This is a genomic window from Actinomycetospora sp. (assembly GCF_055612215.1).
The window spans coordinates 1-1,114 of record NZ_JBVPVA010000594.1; the positions used below are offsets into that span (position 1 = coordinate 1).

The following is a 1,114-nucleotide window of genomic DNA, read 5'->3' on the forward strand; positions in this document are numbered from 1 at the left end:
ACCGGGGTGGGTGGTCGGTCGAGCCTGATGCTGGGCGGGTCAGCCTTGGCCGGGGGCGTGGGGGCTATCGCCGGGCTCCGCCGTGTCCGCACCCTGCTGGCCCGGCGTGTCGGGGGTGTCGCCCGGCTCCGGGGTGTCGACCCCCTGCGCCGTGCCGGCCGCCGGGACGGCGGCCGTAGCAGGTGCTGGCGCGGACGTGGCCGCCAGCGCGATCCCCGTGCCGCCGGCCGCGACCAGCACGGCCGCGGTACCCGCGACGAGCAGGTGCCTGGTCCTCATGGAGTTCTCCTCTCGGTGGTCCGGAGTCCGGACCACCTCAGGGTCGCGGCTGGGCGATGTGACATGGGTGTGTCGACCCTGAGATCGACCACCTGGTCAGGAAGGACCCGCGGTGTCCCCGCTTCGCTGACCGCCGGTCGTGGCCGTGGGTGGGGTCGGGGGTTCCTGGTCCTCGCCCGCCGTCGGGTCCGGGAGGTCGATGTCCACGACGGCGCCGCCCTCCGCCCGGTTGCCGGCCCGGGCCCGGCCGCCGTGGGCGCGTGCGATGGTCTCGACGATGGCCAGGCCGAGTCCGCTGCCGCCCGCGCTGCGGGCGCGCGCGGTGTCGGCCCGGCGGAACCGTTCGAACGCGTGCGGGAGGAAGTCCGCGGGAAAGCCCGGGCCGTCGTCGGCCACCGAGAAGACGACACGATCGTCGTGACGCGAGACGGTGAGGGTCACCACCGCATGCTCCGGACTGTGGCGGACCGCGTTGGCGAGCAGGTTGTCGAGCGCCTGGCGCAGCCGGTCGGGGTCGACGTCGCCCTCGAGGTGCGGCGGAGCGTCGACGACGACGTCAACGTCACGGAGGTCTCCGACGGCGGATGCCGCCCGGGCCGCGGAGGCGGTCACCTCGGTAAGGTCGACGGGGTGCACCCGGAGGAAATCGTCGGTGCCGTCGGCGCGGGCGAGGGTGAGGAGGTCCTCGGCGAGGCGGATGAGCCGGTCGGTCTCGGCAGCCGCCGAGGTCACCGCGTCGACGAGCTCGGCGCGGTCGCGCCCCGGTCGCCCGGCCAGCTCGAGCTCGGCGCGGAGGGTCGCCAGCGGGGTGCGCAGCTCGTGGCCGGCGTCGGCG

2 protein-coding genes are annotated in these 1,114 nt (G+C 75.7%); both read right to left on the reverse strand.

Features of this window, described 5'->3' with window-relative positions; genetic code table 11:
- Nucleotides 1-39: 39 nt before the first annotated feature.
- Nucleotides 40-279: a hypothetical protein gene (locus tag AC0CYZ_RS16225; protein WP_472217131.1), complete on the reverse strand. Its 240-nt coding sequence runs from the start codon at nt 277-279 to the stop codon at nt 40-42.
- A gap of 96 nt (nt 280-375) precedes the next feature.
- On the reverse strand, nt 376-1,114 hold a 739-nt coding region (locus AC0CYZ_RS16230; protein ID WP_472217133.1), incomplete at its 5' end, for a sensor histidine kinase.

What these genes read in the sequence shown, in the direction of transcription:
- AC0CYZ_RS16225 (WP_472217131.1), bottom strand. Translation starts at nt 279, where the DNA reads ATGAGGACCAGGCACCTGCTCGTCGCGGGTACCGCGGCCGTGCTGGTC.